The following is a 20,494-nucleotide window of genomic DNA, read 5'->3' on the forward strand; positions in this document are numbered from 1 at the left end:
GAGAATCCATGGCAAACGACGATCCGATCCTGCGCTACTACGAAGCGGAAATGCGCTATTTGCGCGAATCCGGCAAGGAATTCGCGAAGGCGCATCCCGATCGCGCACGGCTGCTCAACCTCGACCGTGTCGGCGATCGTGATCCGTACGTCGAGCGGCTGTTCGAGGGTTTCGCATTCCTGACCGGGCGTCTTCGGCAGAAGCTCGACGACGAGTTGCCGGAGCTGACGGAAGGGTTGGTCAGCCTGCTATGGCCGCACTACTTGCGCATGATCCCGTCGTTGTCGGTTGTGGAACTCGTCCCGCTGTTGGAAAAGCTTCAGAAGACCGAAGTCGTGCCGGCAGGTGTATCGGTGCGCTCCGCGCCGATCGCCGTACCGCCGCCCGCTGGCGCGGAAGGTGTATCGCCGAAGGCCGTGCAATGCATTTACAGGACCACGCAAGCGGTCACGCTGCAACCCCTCTCGGTGACGCATGCCGGGCCGACCGTGCGCCACGACGGCCGCTCAGTAATCCGGCTCGGCTTCTCGCTCGGCGGGTCGGCCCGCCGGATGGAAACGGATCTGTCCCGGTTGCGCCTGTACCTGAATGCGGATCTGCCGACGGCGTTCACGATGCATCTCGCGCTCACGCGCCAGGTCGACACGATCCAGTTGCGCATTCCGGAGATCCGCGACGGCGAGGCGATGCCGCTCGCCGGCGTCACGATCGAACCGGCCGGCTTCTCGGCCGAGGAACGACTGTGGCCGAAGGCCGATGCGGCTTTCTCCGGCTATCAGTTGCTGCTCGAATACTTCTCGTTCCGCGAGAAATTCCTGTTCGTGGATCTTTGCGGACTGGACGTCACGACGCTGCCCGAGCGTACCACCCGGTTCGAGCTGGAGATCGTACTGACGCAGGCCTATCCGTCGGACCAGCGCTTCAGTGCGGAAAACGTGCGGCTATTCTGCTCGCCCGTGATCAACCTGTTCGAGCTGGATGCCGAGCCGATCGAGATCGATCATCACGAAACCGAATATCGCGTGGTGCCGGCGGGGCATCAAGGCGAGCATGTCGAAACGTATTCCGTCGACGCGATCGAGGCGTTCGACCACGAAACGGCCGAGCGATATGAATACGTGCCCTTTGCGACGTTCCGCCATCGTGGCGGCATGCTGCGCCACGAGGCACCGGAACGATATTTCCATTCGCGCGTGCGCTCGGGCGTGGCGGGGCTGCACGAAACGTGGGTGGTGCTCGGTGGTCACGCATGGGAAACCATGGAGGTGCTGCCCGAGGAAAGCCTGTCGTTGCGCGTGACGGGCACGAACGGGTTGCTGCCGCGCAAGGGGCTGCGGGAAGCGAGTCTCGACGAACTCGCGACCAGTTCACAGAACGTCACCGGCGTGCGCAATCTCGTCTCGCCGACACTACCGCTGTATCCGCCGACGGAAGACCGGTTCCAGTGGCGGGTGCTGTCGCACCTGGCGCCGAACTTCCTGTCGATGATGAACGCGGAAGTGCTGCGCGGGGCGCTCGCGCTCTATGACTGGACGGACGACGAACTGAACCGTCGACGGCTCGCGGGCATCCTGTGGGTGTCACAGGCGCTGCTCGAGGAGGTGTCGGGCGGCGCGGTCGAGCGGGGCGTGCTGATCGAGGTCACGCTCGACAGCCATGCGTTCGCCGGGGACGGTGACGTGATGCTGTTCGGCGAACTGCTGCATCGGTTCTTCGCGCTCTACGCGGACATCAACCTGTTCACGAAGCTGGCGATCGTCAGCCTGCCGTCTCAGGCCCGGATCGAATGGCCACGCAGCAAGGCCGAGCGGGCGCCGTTATGAAACTGCACGACTTCCCGAATCTCGATCCGCTGGTCGCCTCGCTCCTGGCACGTGCACCGCGAATGAACTTCATGCAGCTTTGCCGGTTGCTCGAGGTGCGTTTTCCCGATCAGCCCGGGTTCGGTACACAGGACATGCTCGAGCATGAGCCGGTGCGCTTCCGGCCGCGGCCGCGGATGGGTTTTCCGGCGAGCGAAGTTGCATCAGTCGAATTTGACGATGGATCGGATACCTTCGGGCCGGGTTCACGGCCGACCGTGCGCACGACTTTCATGGGGCTGTACGGCGTCGATGCGGTGATGCCGTCGCACCTGATCGACGCGATCGTGCTGCGCGAGGAAGGACACGAGGCGGTCGAGGCGTTTCTCGACCAGTTCAATCACCGGTATGTCACGTTGCTGTATCGCGCGTGGCGGAAGTATCGCTATCCCGAGCATTTCAGGCCTGGCGGCATCGACGCGCATTCGCGCAACCTGTTGTGTCTGGCCGGGTTCGGCTGGGGCGACAAGCCGCAGCGCGCCGGCCTGCCCGATTCGCGGATGCTGGCACTGCTGGGGCTCCTGATTCAGCGCACGCGCACGCCGGAGGGGCTGGCAGGCGCCATTGCACTGGCTATTCCGCGCGTCGAGGTTCGGGTCGACGAATTCTGGCCGGTCGTCACGTCGACGGGGCGGCCGCGGCCGCTGACTGGAGCCGGGCGTGCTGCCGGGAAATCGGGAACCAGTCAACGTAACGGGCTGGGCGGAGGTTACGTATTGGGAAAGCGGATGGCGTATCGAAGCCGGGCGGTACGGGTGACGTTGCGCCCGGCCGATGCTCGGCAGGCGCAGGACCTCTTGCCGGGTGAGAGGCTGCATCGCGATTTGATGGCCTTCGTGCAGTTATATGTCGGTGTCAAGGCAGACGTACACCTGCGTATGGAGGTGTCATCGCGATATACGCCGGAGCCGGCGATCGGGCCGGGAAATGCCGGGCCGGTACCCCGGCTCGGCTGGACTATCGTGCTGCCCGCGGACGAGGAGCGAATCGTCAATATTGCGCTCGGCGTCTACGAAGCGTTTCCCGCGACGGCGCCGAATCCATACCTGACCGCATCGCATGCTTGATCAGGAATGACGCACGATCTTCAGATTTTCCACGTCAGCCGTTGCATCCGTTTTGATGCTATCGGCTTGCGTTTTCCGTCTGGCCGACAACGCTTGATCCCAATACGCTCATGATCCGCACCATGCATTGCCGAGGAAGACCAATGTCCATCCGTTTCGCTGTTTCAACCGTCTTGTCCGTTCTGCTGTTGTCTGCATGCGGCGCCTGGCAGTCCGTCTCGGACGCCTCGTCGAGCGCGTATCGCGCGGTGTTCTTCAAGCAGGTCAAGGTGCTCAACGTCGATCTGTCCGCCCGGGAGGCACTGAACCCCGATGACGCCGGCCGCGCGACATCGGTCGCGGTGCGTGTGTATCAGTTGAAGGACCGCAAGATGTTCGATGGTGCGTCCTACGAGGATTTGCTGAAGAATGACCGGACGGTGCTTGCACAGGACCTGCAGGCCAACCTTGCCGCGGTGTTGAATCCGGGGGCGTCGGCAAGTCTTACGCAGCCGATGCAGGTCGATACGAAGTACGTTGCGGTGGTGGCGTTCTATCGCAACCCGGGCAACGGCGACGGGTGGAAGTACGTGATCGAAAAGAAGCAGCTCGACGCGGACAAGCCGTTGAAACTCGAGCTTGTCGACCAGCTTCTATTGGGCAGCGGCGCTATTCGCAACACATCGAGGTAGTGCCTGACTGGCGGGGCTTCATGACGATCCTTGAGATGCAAAGGACGTTACCTGACCCGACCCGCGCATTCGATGAACCGAATCGCGAGGGCCGACGAACCCGTGGCCGGGAAGGCATTGCACCGAGTGTTCGAGGACGGCGTCATGCACGCGCTCAATCCCCCCGACGCCCCCGCACCCTGTTCAACACCCCATACGCCACCGACCCGATCACGATCCCCCAGAACGCCGACCCGAGCCCGAGCCACGTCATTCCCGACGCGGTCGCAAGAAACGTGATCATCGATGCTTCGCGATGGTTCTCGTCCTCGAAGATCCCGTGCACGTTCGCGCTGATCGCGCCGATCAGCGCGAGCCCCGCCAGGATCGCGACGAACGCCTTCGGCAGCGCGAAGAACACCGTGACGATCGTCCCCGCGAACAGCCCGCCGATCAGGTAGAACACACCGTTCGCGAGCCCGGCGACGTAGCGCCGGTCCGGATCCTCGTGCGCGTCCTTGCCGGTGCAGAGCGCCGCGGTGATCGCCGCGACGACGATCGTGATTCCGCCGAAGCAGGCGACCACCAGCGACATCACGCTGGTCGCGGTAATGATCGGGCGCGCCGGCGTGTGATAGCCGGACACGCGCAGGATCGTCATCCCCGGCAGGAACTGCCCGGTGAGGCTGACGACGACGAGCGGCAGCGCGAGGCTGAGCGTCGTGCCGACCGTCCATTCGGGCGCGATGAAGATCGGCCGCGCGAGGCTCGGCGACACGTTGCCGAGATGCGTCATCCCGAGCAGCGTCGCGAGCGCGGCGCCCGTCAGCAGCACGAGCACGATGCTGTAGCGCGGCAGCAGGCGCCGGAAGATCACGTACGCCGCGATCATCCCGAAACCGAGCACCGGCTGCGCGGTCGCGGCGGAGAACGCATGCATGCCGAACGGCAGCAGGATGCCGGCCATCATGCCGCAGGCGATGCCGCGTGGAATGTGGCGCACGAGGCGGTCGAAATAGCCGGACACGCCGATCGCCAGGATGATCAGCCCAGCCGTGAGGTACGCGCCGACGGCCTGGTTGAGCGTCAGTTGCGGAAACAGGCCGACGAGTAGCGCGGTGCCGGGCGCCGACCACGCGGTGACGACGGGCACCTTCAGCTTCCAGCTGGCGAACAGGCCCGAGACACCCGCGCCGATCGAGATCGCCCAGACCCACGACGACACCATGTCGTTGGACGCATGCGCGGCCTGCGAAGCCTGGAAGAAGATCGCGAGCGGGCCCGCATACGAAATCAGGACCGCGAGAAAACCTGCGGTGATCGCGGAAACGGACCAGTCGTTGCCGATCGTGCGGATCGCGCCGGGTGGGGTGTTCGGTTGCATCGTCGTCGGGGAATGCGGCGCGCGGCCGTGCGGCGGAGCCGGGGCGAATGATGATCGGAAACCCCGGAGGAGCGGCCATTCTGGGCATTGCCGACGCAATTGGCAATTCGCGGGCGACGATCGGCGTCGTCGGCTTTTCGTAAGGATCGGTGCCGAAACGCGGAAACTTCTGACGTCAGGTACTGATCTGCAACACCCTGTCGACCACCGCCACCTTGATCCCGCTGCCCGTCGACAGTGACGCCGTGCCCTCGTCGAACGGATGCACGGGCGGATCGGTCGGCGTCCACGCATGGCGCGCGAGCAGTTCGCGATATCCGCCACGGATCACGAAGCCGCCGCATTTTTGCGCATACGCGTCGCGCCGCATCCGGTATGCGTGCGGCAGGTCGTACCACGGCAGCTTCGGCAGGTCGTGATGGACGAGGTGATAGTTGTTGTTCAGGTACAGCAGCCGCATCGCGAAGCCGGCTTCGTTGATCGTGATGCGCGCCTTCGGATGCGGCGCGGCGCGATGCTCGTACAGCGAGCGGATCATCGCGAGCGACAGTGCGGGCCACGTGACGGCCAGCAGGTAGTACCACCACGGCACGCCGATCGCCCATTGCAGCCACGCGAGCAGCGCGGCCACGCTGGCAACGTGAGTCAACCACATCGGCAGATAGCGGAAGTCGCCGCGGCGGAACGCGACGAACGCATCGCGGAACGTGGCGGCGACGGCGAGCGGCGGCCCGACGACGATGCGTCCGAGGAAAGTCTTGCGCGCGACCGTCAGCGCCCGGCGCCAGCGCGGCAGCCGGGCCCAGCGTTCACGTGTCACGTAGTTCGTTTCGGGGTCGACGCCCGGCACGGTCAGGTCTTCGTCGCGGTGATGCTCGAGGTGCGTGTCGCGATACAGCGTGTACGGATACCAGACCGTCAGCGGCGGATAGCCGAGCAGCTTGTTCACGAACGCGGAACGCGTCGGATGGCCATGCAGCAGTTCATGCTGCAGCGACAGGTGCCACGCGCCGAGCAGGATCAGCGGCGGCGTCGCGGCGGCGAGGGACAGATGCCCTTCGCGCACGAGCAGCAGCACGGCGAGCCAGCCGCCGTAGATGACGACGACCAGCAGCCAGGTCGGCCACTCGGTGCGGGCGGTGAAGCGGGCGTCGAGCGCGGCAATCGCACGTGCGTGGTCGACGTCGAAGTATTCGGCCATGGCGTTGAGGCGGATGGATCGGGCAGTGCGGGGAACGAGCGATGGAACCGGGGCGCTCGGCCCGGGTACGCTGGTGTCTCGCGGATCACGGTCGGCTTGCCTGGCATCGCGCACGGTGGCGGCGCCGGCAGGCCTTCGAACGGTACCGGGGCGGGGCGGCTACGCCAACCAATCGATTCGCATTTGCTTATCGTCTGGCGGCCGATAAGCATCCGGGCGGCCGTCGATGCGTAGAATGCCCGCATGAACCCCTGGATCGCAGTCCTGCCGATGTACAACGTGACGCCGCGCCACGCCGCCCTGTGGCGCGCGCTGCTGCGTGATGCACTCGATGCGTTCGCGAACGCGGGCGGGCCGGCCGACGTCGCGCTGCCCGACGCGCCGTTCGACGATCTGCAGGCGCTGTGGCGGCGCGACGACCTGCTGCTGTCGCAGACCTGCGGCTACCCGTACCGGATGCTCGGCTTGCGCGACGTCGTGCGATTGATTGCGACCCCGATTTTCGACGCGGAGGGCTGCGACGGGGCGCGCTACAGCAGCGTGCTGGTCGTATCGGCGCGGGTGCATGCGGGCGGGGCGACGACGCTCGCCGCCTGCCGCGGGTTGCGGGCCGCCTTCAACGGCGAGGATTCGCACAGCGGGATGAACGCATTCCGGCACGCGGTCGCGCCGCATGCGCACGACGGACGGTTCTTCGGCTCGGTCACGCCGTTCGGTTCGCACCTGAACGTGCTGCGTGCGCTGGCCTCGGGAGAGGCCGATTGCGCGGCGATCGACTGCGTGACGTTCGCGTATGTGCGCGACGCGCTGCCCGACCTGCTGAAGGACATCCGCGTGATCGGCATGACGGCATCCGCGCCGGGCTTGCCGTTCGTCGCATCGCGGGCGGCGCTGGCGGATACGCAGGTCGGCGCGTTGCAGGAGGCGCTCGAGCGCGCGGCTGCCGTCGATGTGGAACGGGCGCGCGTGCTGAGGCTGAAGGGATTCGACCGCCTGTCGCCGGCCGATTACGAAACGATTGCGCGGTTCGAGCAGGCAGCCGCGGCGCACGGCTATCCCGAACTCAGGTGACGCACGGGGCGGCGCCCGGCGGTGCCGCGACCGCCCGCGCCGCGGCCCGTTTACTCCTCGTCCATCAACCGGACCTTGACCCGCTTGCCCTTGATCTTCCCCGCATTGAGCTTGCGCAGCGCGTCGCGCGCGACGCCGCGCTCGATCGCGACATAGGCCGAGAACTCGGTCACGTTGATCTTGCCGATCTGCTTGCCGTCGAATCCGGCGTCGCCGGTCAGTGCGCCGAGCACGTCGCCCGGGCGTATCTTGTCCTTGCGCCCGCCGAGGATCTGCAGCGTTTCCATCGGCGGCAGCAGCACGCTGTCGTCCGCCGGCTTCAGCTCGGCGAGCGGATGCCATTCGACCTCGCGCTTCTGCGCCTGTTCGATCGCGCCGACGCGGCCCATCTCGTCCATGCTCGCGAGGCTCAGCGCCCAGCCGTCCTGATCCGCGCGGCCGGTGCGGCCGATGCGGTGCACGTGCACTTCCGGGTCGGGCGTCACGTCGACGTTGATCACCGCCTCGAGCTGCGCGATGTCGAGCCCGCGCGCGGCGACGTCGGTCGCCACCAGCACCGAGCAGCTGCGGTTCGCGAACTGGATCAGCACCTGGTCGCGCTCGCGCTGGTCGAGCTCGCCGTGCAGCGCGAGCGCGTGGAAGCCCTGCGCGTGCAGCACGTCGAGCAGGTCGCGGCACTGCTGCTTGGTGTTGCAGAACGCGATCGTGCTCACCGGGCGGTAGTGGTTCAGCAACTGGCCGACCGCATGCAGCCGCTCGTCCTCGGTCACTTCATAGAAGCGCTGGCGGATCTTGCTGTCGTCGTGGCGTTCCGCGAGCTTGATTTCCTTCGGATTGCGCAGGAACTGCTGGCTCAGCTTCGCGATGCCGTCCGGATAGGTCGCGGAGAACAGCAGCGTCTGGCGCGTCGTCGGGCACATCCGGGCGACCTTCGCGATGTCGTCGAAGAAGCCCATGTCGAGCATCCGGTCGGCTTCGTCGAGCACCAGCGTGTTCAGCGCGTCGAGCTTCAGGTTGCCGCGATCGAGGTGATCCATGATGCGGCCCGGCGTGCCGACGACGATGTGCGCGCCGTGCTCGAGGCTCTGCGCCTGCGGACGCATCGGCGTGCCGCCGCACAGCGTCAGCACCTTCACGTTTTCCTCGGCGCGCGCGAGGCGGCGCACTTCCTGCGCGACCTGGTCGGCGAGCTCGCGCGTCGGGCACAGGATCATCGCCTGCACGTCGAAGCTGCGCGCATCGAGGCGCGCGAGCAGCGCGAGCGAAAACGCGGCGGTCTTGCCGCTGCCCGTCTTCGCCTGCGCGATCAGGTCCTGGCCGGCCAGCGCGACCGGCAGGCTCGCGGCCTGGATCGGCGTCATGTCGACATAGCCGAGCTGCGCGAGGTTCGCGAGCGTGGCGGGCGTCAGCGGCAGCGCGCTGAACGGCGTGGCGGTCGGTTGGGTCAAGACAGGTCTCCGAGGTAGGGGCGGCCTTCCATCTGTTCGTAGACGACGTTGCCTTCGTCGTCCTCGAAGCGTTCGAGATAGTTGCGGGCGCCGCACAGCGGGCAGCGGAACAGCAGCCCCTGGCCTTCGTCCTTGATGACGACGTCGGACTGTTCCCACTGCGTGCCGCAGCTCTGGTTTCGGCAGGTAAACACGGTCTTTCTCCAGCTGAATTCGGTTGATGGCGCGCCCGGGCGGGCGCGGCCACGGCGGGCGGCGCTCGCGCGGCTCGGGCGCGGGCCGCACCGGCGGTGGCTCGGGTTGGGTCGATGCGGATGATGGATCGGGCGGCGACGGCGTCGCGCGTGCCGCAATTCTAGCGGAAGCCGGTGCTTCCGCCCGGCGCGCACCAGGAAAAACGGCCGCCCCGGAGGGCGGCCGTGTCGGGCGGCATAACGGTGCCGCATGGGTGCCGCGCGGGTGTTGCGCGGCGTCGGGCGCGTTACAGCGCCATATCGGCCGACGCCTTCGCCGGGCGGGCCGGCGCGTTGCCGGTGGCCTGCGACGGCGCGCCGAGGTCGATCTTCGGCGGCGGCGACAGCTGCAGCACGTCGCTCGTGTAGGTCCATTCCTCGACGACCTTCGCCGGGCTGTCGTTCAGCTTGGTGCCGTAGCTCGGCACGATCTGGCGGATCTTCTGCTGCCACTCGGGCGTCGCGACCTTGTCCTTGAACACCTTCTTCATCAGGTTCAGCATGATCGGCGCGGCGGTCGATGCGCCCGGCGATGCGCCGAGCAGCCCCGCGATGCTGCCGTCCTGCGACGCGACGATCTCGGTGCCGAGCTTCAGCACGCCGCCCTTGACCGGATCGCGCTTGATGATCTGCACGCGCTGGCCGGCCTGCCACAGGCGCCAGTCTTCCTTCTTCGCGTTCGGGAAGTATTCCTTCAGCGCGTTGAAGCGGTCGTCGTCGGTCAGCATCAGCTGGCCGGCGAGGTACTGCACCAGCGGGAATTCGTCGACGCCCACGCGCATCATCGGCGCGACGTTGTGCAGGTTGGTGCTCTTCGCGAGGTCGAAGTACGAGCCGTTCTTCAGGAACTTGGTCGAGAACGTCGCGAACGGCCCGAACAGGATGATCTTCTTGCCGTCGATGATCCGCGTGTCGAGGTGCGGCACCGACATCGGCGGCGAGCCGACCGACGCCTTGCCGTACGCCTTCGCGAGGTGCTGCTTCACGACTTCGGGGTTGTCGGTCACGAGGAACGAGCCGCCGACCGGGAATGCGCCGTAGTCCTTCGCCTCGGGGATGCCCGACGCCTGCAGCAGGTGCAGCGCGCCGCCGCCCGCGCCGATGAACACGAACTTCGCGTCGACCGATTGCGGCGGCTCATCCGAATGCAGCTTGACCCACGACACGTGCCACGTGCCGTCGGCGTTGCGCGAGATCTCGCGCACTTCGCTCGACAGCGACAGCGTGAAGTTCGGCTGCGTCTTCAGGTAGCCGACGAACTGGCGCGTGATCTCGCCGAAGTTCACGTCGGTGCCGATCGGCGTCCACGTCGCGGCCACCTTCTGGTTGCGATCGCGGCCTTCCATCATCAGCGGCACCCACTGCTTGATCTGGTCGTAGTCTTCCGAATACTGCATCCCGCGGAACAGCGGGCTCGCCTGCAGCGCTTCGTAGCGCTTCTTCAGGAAGCGGACGTTGTCGTCGCCCCAGACGAAGCTCATGTGCGGCGTCGAGTTGATGAACGAGTGCGGGTTCTTCAGCACGCCCTGCTTGACCTGCCACGCCCAGAACTGGCGCGAGATCTGGAACGACTCGTTGATCTCGATCGCCTTCGAGATGTCGACCTTGCCGTCCGCCTTCTCCGGCGTGTAGTTCAGCTCGGCGAGCGCCGAGTGGCCGGTGCCGGCGTTGTTCCAGCCGTTCGAGCTTTCCAGCGCGACGCCGTCGAGGCGCTCGACCATCGTCATCGACCAGTCGGGCTGGAGTTCGTGCAGCCAGACGCCCAGCGTCGAGCTCATGATGCCGCCGCCCACCAGCAGGACGTCGACCTTCTTCGTGTCGGCGGCGTGCGCCGACGATGTCGCGACGCACAGCGCGAGCGCCGACAGTATTACCCGTAACGTTTTGATCACAGCAGATCCCTTTTTCAACTTGGATGCATCGGTTTGCCATGCCGCCCGGCGCGCGGTTCCGTGGCGCCGGAACACGGGTCCGGAGATCCGGACCGTGAATCCGGAATTCCGGATCGGCGTGGCGCGCCGTTGCATTTGCGCACGCGAAGCGATTCGGAAGGACACCTTCGGATCGGCTTCCCGCGGGCAGGCAAGCGCCTGCGTCGCGAGGGTGCGCCACGCGCCCGGGCCCGGGTTGCAAGCCTGAGCGGACGGCGCTTCAGGCTGCGTTGAAAGAGGCCGCGTGCGACGCGTTTTGCGGGGGCGGGGTGGCAAGGGGCGCGTAATATAACCGAACTCGGACAACGTGTCGCAGGCGGCGAATATCCCTGTTTTCGTGGGGTTTTTTGTGCGTCCGGGTTTCCGGAATGCCGGTGCGCGACGCGGGAAAATCGATGGGGATCGGCGGGGGCGAATGCGTGCGATGGCGGGCCATGCACCAGACCGGAACATCATCGGATCGCGGCGTTGCACCGCGACCCGTTCACGCGCATCACATCACTTCGCTCCGCCGTTCCGGCAGAACTGCTCGTAAGCCTGAGCCGAATTCGCGAAACCGCGCGCCTTCGCGAGTTCCCACGGACGCTCGCACTGCTGCGTCCGCTCGCACCACGCGTAGCCGGCCGAGCCGATGCAGCCGTGCGCGTCGCGATCGCCGCCGACCAGCGGCGGGGCCACTGGCGCGGCGGTGTCGGGCGGCGCCGACGCAGTGGCCGGCGCGGACGATTGCGTCGCACAGGCGCTCAACGCGAATGCGCAGGCGATCGCGGCGGCAAACGATGCGGCGGGAGAGTAACGTTTCATCGGGTAGCGCTCCATGGGATGACGATCGACGGTGGATGCCCGTGTGCGGGCGCCTGAAAGGCATGAACGGTCACGCGTCAGGCACCGGCACGCGTGACGAGAACTTCACCTCGAGCAATGCGAGGCTCGACTGAATTAACGATACGTCGGCCTACTTCCTCGGCACGCGCCCGAGGCACCCGGCGAAGGGGCTGGCCGCGATGCCGGTCACAGTCTATCGCGGCGTGATCGGCGAGACGAGCTTCACGCCGCAGGGCGACCTGAAGCACGGCGCGATCTCGGTGTTCACCTGCAAGAGCGGCAGGAAGGCGCTGCTCGACATCGTCCGGATGGATGTAACGCCGCAGCGGGGCGCGCCCCGCCCCGCGGCCTTACGAAACCCGCACACGCGCATCGGCTGCTTGGCGCTCCGCGTCGTGCACGATGTGCAGCTCCCGCGTGCGGATCGGCAGCGCGCAGTCCGCGTCGGCGAGCGTCTTGCGCACCTGGCGCGCGAGGCGCCAGCGCATCGCCCAGAACTTGTCGGTATGCGTCCACACGCGCATGTTCGCGACGGCCGTGCTGTCGTCGAAGCGCATCACCATCACGTCCGGCGCGGGGTCCTGCAGCACGTCGGGATCGGCCACGGCCAGCGCATGCAGCGCAGCGAGCGCGCGATCGATATCGTCGTGCACGGACACTTCCACTTCGAGATCGAGGCGGCGCGTCGGGTTGCGCGTGTAGTTGCGGATCGCGCTGCCCCACAGCGCGCTGTTCGGTACGTACTCGCAGATGCCGTCCGGTTTCGTGAGGCGCGTCATGAAGAGCCCGACTTCGTCGACGGTGCCCGCGACGCCCGTGCCGCCGTCGATGTAGTCGCCGACCTTGAACGGCCGCAACAGCAGAAGCATGATGCCGGCCGCGATGTTCTGCATCGTGCCCTGCAGCGCGAGCCCGATGGCGAGGCCGGCCGCGCCGAGCACCGCGACGATGCTCGCGGTTTCGATGCCGAGCTGCGACAGCGCGCCGACGATCGCGACGATGCGGATGCCCCATACCGCGACGTCGCAGAGGATCGGCCGCAGCGTGTCGTCGACGCGCTCCTTGTTCGAGAGCAGCCGGTTCAGCCAGTTGCCGATGCGTTTCGACAGCCACCAGCCGGCGACGAGCAGCGCCAGGCCGGCGGACAGCTTGAGGGAGAGGGTGGACAACGCGTTCCACAGGAACGTCCAGCGTTCCGGATGAAGATGATCGAGAAACATGACGGGATTCCGGTGTTGAAGACACAGTGCGCGGCGCGTGTCGTGCGCCGCGCAGCCCTCGACTGTACACGGCGCGGCGGGTTTCGCGCGAATGCATGGCGTCCCGGCCGCATGGTTTTAGTACGAGTATTAAGCTACATTCTTAACAAATAAGACGAGTCCTATTTAGCCGTTTCGACCACGCCGATACACTCGCTGTCGAGTAGCCGGATCGCGACGATCGTTCCTCCGCGATGTCCGGTTTTTTCCCGATTTTTCATCGAATAGCGAGTGACGACGTCATGCGGTCAGACCTGCGTTTCCGTGTCGCACGCGAGCAAGGTCAACCCGCGTCATGCGGCGTTCACCGTTTTCCGATTGGTCGCGCATTCCTGCGCGGCATCGTCGCGGCGGCCTGCGTGGCCGGCGCACAGGGCGTGGCAGCGCAGGCGTTTCACGACGCCGCGCCGGCCGCGTCCGCGGCGGCGGAAAACACCGACCTTGACGACGTGCCTTTCTTCAATTCCGCGCGCACCACGTGGGGCAGCCTGCATGCACCGTCCGTGCCGCTCGACGTCGCTTATGCGTCGCATGCGTTGAACGTGTCGGCGGGCATCGAGCGCGACGATCCGGTGGCGCGCTTCGGCGCCTGCGTCGCGTATCGCGTGCTGTGCGATACCGCGCGCGGGGCGGTCGAACGCGGCTATGCGTCGCGGTTCGATTACGGGCTGGCGTCGGCATTGCCCGCGACGGGTGCACGGCCGGCGTTTGCGCCAGGTCCGGTCGATCTGGCCTCCGCCGAGCCGTTCACGCTCGCGCAACCGGATCGCGGCACGCGCGCCGGCGCGATCGTCGGCAGCCTGCACGCGTCGTTGGCACGCGCCGATCTGCCGGCCGGCGTAGCCGCGCAGATCGTCCGCATGCTGGCCGGGCGCGTCGATCCGAAGCAGCGCGGCGCGCACGGCGATACTTTCCGCGTGGCGTTCGAGCCCGACCACGACGCAACGCGGCCGGGCCGCGTACGCGTGACGGCGCTGGACGTCCGCTTTCGCGGGCAGCAGGTCGCGGCGGTGTGGTTCGCCGCGCAGGCCGGTTCGCGTGGCGCCTATTACGACCTCGATGGCATGCCGCTCGCCGGTGCACGCTTCGCGATGCCGGTCGCCGCGACGCGCATCAGCTCGAAATTCGGCGCGCGTGTGCATCCGGTGAGCGGCGCGCGTCACGTGCATTCGGGCGTCGATCTCGCGGCGCCGGCCGGCCGCGCGGTGCATGCGTCGGAGCGCGGCGTCGTGACGTTCATCGGCACCGAGCCGCGCGGCTACGGCAAGTACGTGGTGATTCGGCATGACGGCGGCTACGCGTCGTACTACGCGCATCTGTCGGCGTTCGAGCCGACGCTGCGAACCGGCGCGCGCGTGATGCGCGGTCAACGCGTCGGCGCGGTCGGCAGCACGGGCACCGCAACCGGCCCGCATCTGCACTTCGAGGTGCGCCGGCATGCCCGCCTCGTCGATCCGATCGAACTCGTGCACGCAGCCAGAGCAGCGAAACTGAAGGGCGCGCAGCGCGTGGCGTTCAACCGCGTGGCGCGTGATGCGCGCGTGCAACTGGCGTCGGCAGCGTTCGCGCAGCCGGTGGCGCTGTCGAAGGTTGTCGGGCGGGAAGCGGGCTGATCGGCGCGGGGCTCGTCGCACAGCCGACGAAGCGCGGCGGCGTGTATGCGATCGTCAGTACCCGGCGAATCTCGGCGGCGAGTACCAGCACGCGATGACCGGCAATGCGGGTGCGGGGTGGAGGGATGACGGAGACGGCACAACGAGCGATCGGCCTTGGCGCATATCGTCGCGGCCGATCGCATCATTGCGGCGCGGGCCGGGGCTCGCAGATGACGGACGCACACTGGCCCATCGCCACGCCGCGTGGCGATGCGCGTCAGGCTGCCGCGCGTCAACCCAGCGGCCAGTTCAGGATCGCGATGCCGTCGTTGTAGTCGCCGTCGCCGCCATCTTCCGATCCGACCAGCCCGAAGTAGGTCTTCTTGAAGATGTCGACCTGGCGCGAGCCGATCTTCGACGGCTTGCCGTTCGCCGTCACGACCACCCGCACCTTCCCCTTGCCCGAGTTCACGATCTGCGTGTTCAGGTTCGCGTCCTGCGTGCCGGCGCCCTGGAACGTCGCGGCCGGTTTCGGGTTGTCGTCGACGAACACCTCGATCGTCTGCGGTGCGGACGAATTGACCAACGCGGTCACGCCGAACGCGATGTTCGGCGGCAGGTTGAAGACGCCGTCGCGTTCGCCGCCGCCGGTCGGCACGGGCGTCGGCTGCACCGGTTGCGGTGTCGCTTTCGAGAAGTAGTTGACCACCGCGCCGACGCCGAACTTCGCCGCGGCGCCGGGCAACACACCCGGCGCGCCGGCCCACGTCACCGTGCAGGCGACGACCTCGCCTGCCGCATCGGCTTTCACCTTGTTCTGCCAGCTGCCGACGTCGAAGCTGTACGGGATCGTCGCGATATCGACGAACACGTCGTATTGCGGAAGTTTCTCGACGAGCTGCGCGGTCATGAACTGGCGCATCCGGTCGAGCACGGCCTGATCGCCGTTGGCCTGCACGGCAGTGGCGTCGTTGCCCGCGAGTTGCAGCAGCGCGTACAGGTCGTCGTGGGTAAAGGGTTGTGACATGTCGTCCTCGTCTGAATGGAAGGTTCCGCATCGCATGACCGGCGAACGGATTTCACCGGACCGCGCGCGGTGTACAGCAGTGGGACTGCAAATGATTTATCGAGCGACGCGCAATGCGTGGCTGGCCCCGTCGCCATTGCGATGTTTCGTGATGGCCGTCGATCAACCCAGCGGCCAGTTCAGAAACACGATGCCGTCGTTGTAATCGTCGTCGGCGCCGTCTTCCGAGCCGACGATCCCGAAGTACGACTTCTTGAAAATGTCGACCTGTCGCGAACCGAGCCGCGACGGCTTGCCGTTCGCCATCACGATCACGCGCACGCGTCCGTTGCCGGAATCGAGCACCTTCGTGCCGAGGTTCTGGTCCTGTGCGCCGGCGCCCTTGAACGTCGCGGCCGGTTTCGGGTCGTCGTCGATGTAGATGTCGATCGTCTGGTCGTTCGCCGCGTTGGTGAGCGCGGTCACGCCGAACTTGATGTGCGGCGGGAGATTGAACGTACCGTCGCGTTCGCCGCCGATGTTGCCGGCCCCGACGCCACCGGCTTCGGCGCCCTGATTCCCGCCGCCTTGCGACGACGACGGCGCGGCCGTTTCCCCGCTCGCGGACAGGCTCGCGTACGAATCGATATGCATCGCGCTGCCGCGCACGCTTTTCCACTGGCCCTTTACGTACGTGACGCCGCTGCCGACGTCGATCGTCGCGACGAGCGTGAACGGCATGCGGCCGGTGCTTTCGGGCACCTTCGACGAATAGGTGAAGCAGCCGTCCGCGACGACGCCCTGATTCGTCGCGATCGCGAAATAGATGCCGGGGAAGTTGTTGCCGGTCGCGTAAGGCGTCGGCACGTTGAGGATGACCTGCAGTTTCCCGTCGCGAATCCCGGCCTTCGCGATGTCGATGTAGAGGCCGGGAATGTCGACGTAAGCCTCCGACGTCGCGACGGGCGCGCTGACGATCGAAGCCGAAAGGAGCGGCATGGAAGTCTCCGGTAATGAGGCGGTTCTGGATCGGGTGAGATCCCGCTGAACGCGGCGCAAACCCGCCAGCCGCCATTGAGGCGGCCGGCGGCGATTGGTGGTCGATCCGCGTCAGGTCAGCCGATCGGCCACTGGAGCACGACGATGCCGTCGTTGTAGTCGCTGTCGTGGCCGTCTTCCGACACGACGATCCCGAAGTTGACCGTGAACGGCGAGCCGTCGGACTTCTTGCCGTTGATCGGCGCGAGGCGCGCGTCGGTCGCCGACGGCTTGCCGTTCACCGACACTTCGAAACGGATCTTGCCGTTGCCGGAATTGAGCGTGGCTTCGCGCGGGCCGTCGCGCGTCGTCAGCTTGTGATACGCGGCGGGTTCCTGGCTGTCGCCGATAAACAACTTGATGTGCTGTTGCTCGGCTGCATTCGCGAAGAAAATCGCGCGGAAATCGGTATTCGGCGGAATTGAAAACTCGCCGGCGCGGTTGGATGACGTTTGAAAGTCGGCCATGCTGTTCTCCTGTGGCTTGTTAGGTAAGGCCAAGGGCCTTGTCGCGCAAACGTTTGCCGTTTGAAATGCGACATGACGAGCATGACGAAAAATAAATAAAAAAATATTCGGATGAGAATGGGTATTGTTCAGTGATTCGAAAAGCAGCGCTAATCGATTTAATGAAACATGTTTAATGAAGCGGATTTGGATATATTCAGGAAACTATATCGATGCGTGTATCGCTTTCCTGAATGATGCGCGAGCGCAACGCGAAGGTGGGGCGGGAGAGGCGGGGGCAATCGGACTTCGGAGCAGACGCTCGGCGTTCGCATATGGCAGCGTTTCGTTTCAACATCAGCATCTCTGTCGTGGCCGCGCCCACCGGCCACCGTCGAACGCCCACACCGAAGCCCGATTGCAAGGAGGGGTGTGCGGCGCCGGCGAAGAGGATGGACCGACTCACTCCGAACATGAATAGGACCTCACCGGCGCCGCACCCGTGAAGCATATCGACGGGGCAAGCCGCCGCCTATCAGACGGGACTGATTCCGCGCAAACGCGCGCATCGGGGGACGGAGCGGGATGGATGCGTATCGGGTTGACAGCCGTGGCCACCCTGTGATTTGATGCCGGTCATGCACGCCGCCCAGTTCCTCCTCTCGCTACGACTACTAGCCCGCTTCTCCGGGCTGGGTCTGCGGCTGCGCGCTTTCCATCTGCTTCTTTCCTGAAGCGCCAGATTTTCCCCGCATCACCGACCTGGCCCCGGTTGTCGACCGGCGCCTGAGTTCGTCTTTCTTCCGTCACCACTCCGCTCCGTCCCGGTCGCTCAACCGCCAAGGCCGTCGTTTGCCGTACCGCTTTGCCGTTGTGCCGCTTTTTTGCCGTTTTCACCGCTGCGCACGTAGCCGGCTCCTGACGCCGATGGCTGCCGCGCCGCGCTTCACCGACAAACAGACCGAGGACCGACATCATGATGCTGAAGAACCCCGCGACGAAATACCGACCGTTCACGCCCGTCAACCTGCCCGACCGTACGTGGCCGTCGCGCACGATCACGCAGGCGCCGATCTGGATGAGCACCGACCTGCGCGACGGCAACCAGGCACTGTTCGAACCGATGGACGCCACGCGCAAGATGCGGATGTTCAAGACGCTGGTGGCGATCGGCTTCAAGCAGATCGAGGTCGCGTTCCCGTCCGCGTCCGAAACCGATTTCAATTTCGTCCGCGAACTGATCGAGGGCGGCCACATTCCCGACGACGTGACGATCGAAGTGCTGACGCAGGCGCGCGACGACCTGATCGAGCGCACCTTCGCATCGCTGCGCGGCGCGAAGCGCGCGATCGTGCACCTGTACAACGCGACCGCGCCGGAGTTCCGCAAGATCGTGTTCAACCTCGATCGCGACGGCGTGAAGCAACTGGCGGTGAACGCGGCGCGCACGATCAAGCGGTGCGCCGATGCGGCGACGGACACGCAATTCACGCTGCAGTACAGCCCGGAAACGTTTACCGCGACCGAACTCGATTTCGCGAAGGAAGTGTGCGACGCGGTGTTCGACGTTTGGCAGCCGACGCCCGAGCGCAAGTCGATCGTGAACCTGCCGGCCACGGTGGAAATCGGCACGCCGAATTACTACGCCGACCAGATCGAATGGATGCACCGCAACCTCGCGCGCCGCGATTCGCTGATCCTGTCGGTGCACCCGCACAACGACCGCGGCACCGCGGTCGCGGCGGCCGAGCTCGCGGTGATGGCCGGCGCCGACCGGATCGAGGGCTGCCTGTTCGGCAACGGCGAACGCACCGGTAACGTCGATCTCGTGACGCTCGCGCTGAACCTGTACACGCAGGGTGTCGATCCGGGCCTCGATTTCTCGCAGATCAACGAAGTCGCGCGCACGTCCGAGGAATGCACGCAGTTGCCGGTCCACCCGCGTCATCCGTATGTCGGAGACCTCGTGTTCACCGCGTTCTCCGGCTCGCACCAGGACGCGATCAAGAAGGGCTTCGCGGTACAGCGCGCCGACACCGTATGGGAAGTGCCGTACCTGCCGATCGATCCGAACGATCTCGGCCGCACGTACGATTCGATCATTCGGGTGAACAGCCAGTCGGGCAAGGGCGGGATCGCGTACCTGCTCGAACAGGGCTACGGCGTCGCGCTGCCGCGCCGCATGCAGGTCGATTTCAGCGCGGCCGTACAGCGCCTGACCGACGAGAGCGGGCACGAGGTGACGAGCGCGCAGATCTGGGCGCTGTTCCAGCAGGAATACGTCGAAAGCGACACGCCGCTGCGCTATGTCAGCCATGAGCTGACCGAGCGCGACGGCCGCGAGTCGATCGTGCTGACCGCCGACGTGCATGGCGAGCGCCGCGTGCTGCGCGGCGAAGGCAACGGTCCGCTCGACGCGCTGATGCATGCATTGCACACGCCGCTGCGGATTCAGCATTACGAGGAACGCGCGCTGTCGCAGGGCGCCGATGCGAAAGCGATCGCGATCGCCGAGCTGGCCGGTACGGGCGTGCGCGGCAGCGCGTTCGGTGTCGGCGTCGATGCGAACCTGACGACGGCGTCGATTCGTGCGGTGATCAGCGGCGTGAACCGCGCGTATGCCCGTGCAGATGAAGTTGTGCAGGCAACCTTCTTTGCCTGGCAGCCGGCGGTGCAGGCCGTCGCATAAGCGGGTCGAAACCCGGGCGGCGGGGCCGGCCCGGGTTTTCCTTTCAGGTCACGGCGTGCGCCTGCGCGCCGTCAGGGCAGCAGCCCGAGCATCGCGGCCTTGGTGGCCGCATGCGTCTTGTTCATCGCGTCGAGCTTCACGACGGCGTTCTGCAGGTGGAACTTCACCGTTCGCTCCGCGATCCCGAAGATCATCCCGATTTCGTAGGCCGTCTTGCCGTCGGCCGTCCACGCGAGTACCTCGCGCTCGCGCAGCGTCAGCCCGGTGCCGACCGGCGCGATCGGATCGGCGAGGCGCGGCATCAGGTATGCGTGCGCCGCATGCGCGAGGCTCGCGCAGGGTGCGCGCAATCGCGAGATTTCGTCCGCGTCGAGCGGCGTCGTGTCGCGCACGAGCGTCAGCACGCCGAGATTGCCGGCCCGGTCGTAGCCGCCGTGCGACCAGCCGTAACGCATCCCGAAGCACGCCGCGTCGTGCCAGAACGCGGTGTCGCCCGGTTCGTCGAACGCGTTCCAGACGACCGGCCGCGGCTGGCTTGCGACCCGCTTGATGATCGGATCGATCGTCACGTAGCCGAATTTCACATAACGGTGTTCCCATTCGCGTGGATGATTGCCGACGATCTGCAGGTCGGGCCGGGCGAGCGGCAGCGTGCGGCGCAAGCCGTACACGCAATACCGGAACCCGAGCGCGGCCGCGGCGGCGGCGATCGGCGGGAATGCGGCTTCCGCGGTGGGCGCGCGTTGTAATGCGTCGAAACAGTCGTGCAGTATTGTCAGGTCCATCGGT

17 protein-coding genes and 2 pseudogenes are annotated in these 20,494 nt (G+C 66.2%); 7 read left to right on the top strand and 12 right to left on the bottom strand.

All coding sequences use genetic code 11. The features are described from left to right. Window positions 1-8 precede the first annotated feature (8 nt). The 3 genes from tssF (at window position 9) to tssJ (ending at window position 3,600) form a co-directional block, all read left to right on the top strand. Window positions 9-1,823 carry a type VI secretion system baseplate subunit TssF gene (gene tssF, locus HWX07_RS14555; RefSeq protein ID WP_175876686.1) on the top strand — a complete coding sequence of 605 codons (1,815 nt, stop codon included), beginning with the start codon at window positions 9-11 and terminating at the stop codon, window positions 1,821-1,823. Next, on the top strand, window positions 1,820-2,929 hold the full coding sequence (gene tssG / locus HWX07_RS14560) for a type VI secretion system baseplate subunit TssG (protein WP_244129987.1): 1,110 nt from the start codon (window positions 1,820-1,822) through the stop codon (window positions 2,927-2,929). Before tssF ends, tssG begins: the two co-directional genes overlap by 4 nt. 143 nt (window positions 2,930-3,072) lie before the next feature. Continuing rightward, window positions 3,073-3,600, top strand: coding sequence for a type VI secretion system lipoprotein TssJ (tssJ, locus tag HWX07_RS14565; RefSeq protein WP_175876688.1), 528 nt, complete (start codon window positions 3,073-3,075; stop codon window positions 3,598-3,600). A gap of 154 nt (window positions 3,601-3,754) precedes the next feature. On the opposite strand, the gene HWX07_RS14570 is transcribed toward tssJ, so the two are convergent. Both HWX07_RS14570 and HWX07_RS14575 read right to left on the bottom strand, forming a co-directional pair. Continuing rightward, window positions 3,755-4,963 carry a benzoate/H(+) symporter BenE family transporter gene (locus tag HWX07_RS14570; RefSeq protein WP_175876689.1) on the bottom strand — a complete coding sequence of 403 codons (1,209 nt, stop codon included), beginning with the start codon at window positions 4,961-4,963 and terminating at the stop codon, window positions 3,755-3,757. A 175-nt stretch (window positions 4,964-5,138) separates the two neighbouring features. Beyond that, on the bottom strand, window positions 5,139-6,164 hold the full coding sequence (locus HWX07_RS14575) for a fatty acid desaturase (RefSeq protein WP_175876690.1): 1,026 nt from the start codon (window positions 6,162-6,164) through the stop codon (window positions 5,139-5,141). Window positions 6,165-6,407: 243 nt separating this feature from the next. Here HWX07_RS14575 and HWX07_RS14580 point away from each other — a divergent pair, with 243 nt between their 5' ends. Next, the gene (locus HWX07_RS14580) at window positions 6,408-7,235 is read left to right on the top strand and encodes a PhnD/SsuA/transferrin family substrate-binding protein (protein WP_175876691.1); all 828 of its coding nucleotides are present in this window, start codon (window positions 6,408-6,410) and stop codon (window positions 7,233-7,235) included. Between the two features lie 50 nt (window positions 7,236-7,285). Here HWX07_RS14580 and dbpA read toward each other — a convergent pair whose 3' ends face one another. From dbpA to HWX07_RS37255, 5 genes and pseudogenes are all read right to left on the bottom strand, one after another. Further along, on the bottom strand, window positions 7,286-8,683 hold the full coding sequence (gene dbpA, locus HWX07_RS14585; RefSeq protein ID WP_175876692.1) for an ATP-dependent RNA helicase DbpA: 1,398 nt from the start codon (window positions 8,681-8,683) through the stop codon (window positions 7,286-7,288). After that, window positions 8,680-8,877 (bottom strand): hypothetical protein, encoded by a 198-nt coding sequence (locus HWX07_RS14590; protein WP_006483193.1) that lies wholly within the window; start codon window positions 8,875-8,877, stop codon window positions 8,680-8,682. The genes dbpA and HWX07_RS14590 overlap by 4 nt, the downstream gene beginning before the upstream one ends. Before the next feature lie 287 nt (window positions 8,878-9,164). Continuing rightward, window positions 9,165-10,826: a malate dehydrogenase (quinone) gene (mqo, locus tag HWX07_RS14595; protein ID WP_175876693.1), complete on the bottom strand. Its 1,662-nt coding sequence runs from the start codon at window positions 10,824-10,826 to the stop codon at window positions 9,165-9,167. 519 nt (window positions 10,827-11,345) lie between these two features. Then, a complete protein-coding gene (locus HWX07_RS14600) occupies window positions 11,346-11,651 on the bottom strand; it encodes a hypothetical protein (protein ID WP_175876694.1) in 306 nt (101 codons plus the stop codon). Window positions 11,652-11,721: 70 nt separating this feature from the next. After that, window positions 11,722-11,838, bottom strand: a pseudogene (locus HWX07_RS37255) (Lrp/AsnC family transcriptional regulator); the annotation flags it as partial. Here HWX07_RS37255 and HWX07_RS36960 point away from each other — a divergent pair. Next, a pseudogene (locus HWX07_RS36960) lies at window positions 11,831-11,983 on the top strand (branched-chain amino acid ABC transporter substrate-binding protein); the annotation flags it as partial. The pseudogenes HWX07_RS37255 and HWX07_RS36960 sit on opposite strands and share 8 nt — an antisense overlap. 39 nt (window positions 11,984-12,022) lie before the next feature. On the opposite strand, the gene HWX07_RS14605 reads toward HWX07_RS36960, so the two are convergent. Continuing rightward, window positions 12,023-12,892, bottom strand: coding sequence for a mechanosensitive ion channel family protein (locus HWX07_RS14605; protein WP_175876695.1), 870 nt, complete (start codon window positions 12,890-12,892; stop codon window positions 12,023-12,025). Between the two features lie 281 nt (window positions 12,893-13,173). Between HWX07_RS14605 and HWX07_RS14610 the strand changes: the two genes are divergently transcribed. Continuing rightward, window positions 13,174-14,544, top strand: coding sequence for a M23 family metallopeptidase (locus HWX07_RS14610; RefSeq protein WP_175876696.1), 1,371 nt, complete (start codon window positions 13,174-13,176; stop codon window positions 14,542-14,544). Between the two features lie 274 nt (window positions 14,545-14,818). On the opposite strand, the gene HWX07_RS14615 is transcribed toward HWX07_RS14610, so the two are convergent. From HWX07_RS14615 to HWX07_RS14625, 3 genes are all read right to left on the bottom strand, one after another. Further along, window positions 14,819-15,553: a fucose-binding lectin II gene (locus tag HWX07_RS14615; protein ID WP_175876697.1), complete on the bottom strand. Its 735-nt coding sequence runs from the start codon at window positions 15,551-15,553 to the stop codon at window positions 14,819-14,821. Between the two features lie 162 nt (window positions 15,554-15,715). Continuing rightward, window positions 15,716-16,531, bottom strand: coding sequence for a fucose-binding lectin II (locus HWX07_RS14620; protein ID WP_175876698.1), 816 nt, complete (start codon window positions 16,529-16,531; stop codon window positions 15,716-15,718). A 116-nt stretch (window positions 16,532-16,647) separates the two neighbouring features. Beyond that, window positions 16,648-17,037: a fucose-binding lectin II gene (locus tag HWX07_RS14625; RefSeq protein WP_175876699.1), complete on the bottom strand. Its 390-nt coding sequence runs from the start codon at window positions 17,035-17,037 to the stop codon at window positions 16,648-16,650. Between the two features lie 958 nt (window positions 17,038-17,995). Between HWX07_RS14625 and leuA the strand changes: the two genes are divergently transcribed. Next, window positions 17,996-19,705, top strand: a complete 1,710-nt coding sequence (leuA, locus tag HWX07_RS14630) for a 2-isopropylmalate synthase (protein ID WP_175877102.1) — start codon at window positions 17,996-17,998, stop codon at window positions 19,703-19,705. Window positions 19,706-19,776: 71 nt separating this feature from the next. Here leuA and HWX07_RS14635 read toward each other — a convergent pair whose 3' ends face one another. Then, the gene (locus HWX07_RS14635) at window positions 19,777-20,490 is read right to left on the bottom strand and encodes an autoinducer binding domain-containing protein (RefSeq protein WP_011548593.1); all 714 of its coding nucleotides are present in this window, start codon (window positions 20,488-20,490) and stop codon (window positions 19,777-19,779) included. Window positions 20,491-20,494: the final 4 nt, after the last annotated feature.

This window comes from Burkholderia sp. BCC0097, assembly GCF_902832985.1.
GTDB classification, from domain to species: Bacteria; Pseudomonadota; Gammaproteobacteria; order Burkholderiales; family Burkholderiaceae; genus Burkholderia; species Burkholderia orbicola.

Coding starts and splice junctions, on each gene's coding strand:
- HWX07_RS14625 (WP_175876699.1), bottom strand. CDS start 17,037: ATGGCCGACTTTCAAACGTCATCCAACCGCGCCGGCGAGTTTTCAATT.
- HWX07_RS14610 (WP_175876696.1), top strand. CDS start 13,174: ATGCGGTCAGACCTGCGTTTCCGTGTCGCACGCGAGCAAGGTCAACCC.
- HWX07_RS14605 (WP_175876695.1), bottom strand. CDS start 12,892: ATGTTTCTCGATCATCTTCATCCGGAACGCTGGACGTTCCTGTGGAAC.
- HWX07_RS14620 (WP_175876698.1), bottom strand. CDS start 16,531: ATGCCGCTCCTTTCGGCTTCGATCGTCAGCGCGCCCGTCGCGACGTCG.
- HWX07_RS14635 (WP_011548593.1), bottom strand. CDS start 20,490: ATGGACCTGACAATACTGCACGACTGTTTCGACGCATTACAACGCGCG.
- HWX07_RS14575 (WP_175876690.1), bottom strand. CDS start 6,164: ATGGCCGAATACTTCGACGTCGACCACGCACGTGCGATTGCCGCGCTC.
- leuA (WP_175877102.1), top strand. CDS start 17,996: ATGCTGAAGAACCCCGCGACGAAATACCGACCGTTCACGCCCGTCAAC.
- tssJ (WP_175876688.1), top strand. CDS start 3,073: ATGTCCATCCGTTTCGCTGTTTCAACCGTCTTGTCCGTTCTGCTGTTG.
- tssG (WP_244129987.1), top strand. CDS start 1,820: ATGAAACTGCACGACTTCCCGAATCTCGATCCGCTGGTCGCCTCGCTC.
- HWX07_RS14580 (WP_175876691.1), top strand. CDS start 6,408: ATGAACCCCTGGATCGCAGTCCTGCCGATGTACAACGTGACGCCGCGC.
- tssF (WP_175876686.1), top strand. CDS start 9: ATGGCAAACGACGATCCGATCCTGCGCTACTACGAAGCGGAAATGCGC.
- HWX07_RS14615 (WP_175876697.1), bottom strand. CDS start 15,553: ATGTCACAACCCTTTACCCACGACGACCTGTACGCGCTGCTGCAACTC.
- HWX07_RS14600 (WP_175876694.1), bottom strand. CDS start 11,651: ATGAAACGTTACTCTCCCGCCGCATCGTTTGCCGCCGCGATCGCCTGC.
- HWX07_RS14570 (WP_175876689.1), bottom strand. CDS start 4,963: ATGCAACCGAACACCCCACCCGGCGCGATCCGCACGATCGGCAACGAC.